The following is an 847-nucleotide window of genomic DNA, read 5'->3' on the forward strand; positions in this document are numbered from 1 at the left end:
AAAGTTATAGGGACAAGTGACTAAGTGCACATGGTGGATGCCTTGGCGATATCAGGCGATGAAGGACGTAGTAGCTTGCGATAAGCTGCGGGGAGTGAGCAAACACACATTGATCCGCAGATTTCCGAATGGGGAAACCCGGCCGTAAGGTCATTGCAATCTGAATACATAGGATTGCAAAGCGAACGTGGCGAACTGAAACATCTAAGTAGCTACAGGAAAAGAAATCAACCGAGATTCCCAAAGTAGTGGCGAGCGAAATGGGAAGAGCCTGCATGATTTAGCATCTTTGATAATAGAACAGATTGGAAACTCTGGCCATAGAGGGTGATAGCCCCGTATATGAAATCATCGGTGTGGAACTAAGTATGCGACAAGTAGGGCGGGACACGTGAAATCCTGTCTGAACATGGGGGGACCATCCTCCAAGGCTAAATACTCGATATCGACCGATAGTGAACCAGTACCGTGAGGGAAAGGCGAAAAGAACCCCGGGAGGGGAGTGAAATAGAACCTGAAACCGTGTGCATACAAACAGTCGGAGCGGACTTGTTCCGTGACGGCGTACCTTTTGTATAATGGGTCAGCGACTTACATTCAGTGGCGAGCTTAACCGCATAGGGAAGGCGCAGAGAAATCGAGTCCGAATAGGGCGACAGTCGCTGGGTGTAGACCCGAAACCAGATGATCTACTCATGGCCAGGATGAAGGTGCCGTAACAGGTACTGGAGGTCCGAACCCACTAATGTTGAAAAATTAGGGGATGAGCTGTGGGTAGGGGTGAAAGGCTAAACAAATCTGGAAATAGCTGGTTCTCTCCGAAAACTATTTAGGTAGTGCCTCAAGT

At 48.8% G+C, this 847-nt stretch carries 1 rRNA gene; it reads left to right on the top strand.

The window, feature by feature from the left end:
- Positions 1-10: 10 nt before the first annotated feature.
- Positions 11-847 (top strand): 23S ribosomal RNA (locus IE103_RS18280); the annotation flags it as partial.

Source organism: Affinundibacterium macrobrachii, assembly GCF_014652415.1.
In the GTDB taxonomy this organism is placed as follows: domain Bacteria; phylum Pseudomonadota; class Gammaproteobacteria; order Burkholderiales; family Burkholderiaceae_D; genus Undibacterium; species Undibacterium macrobrachii.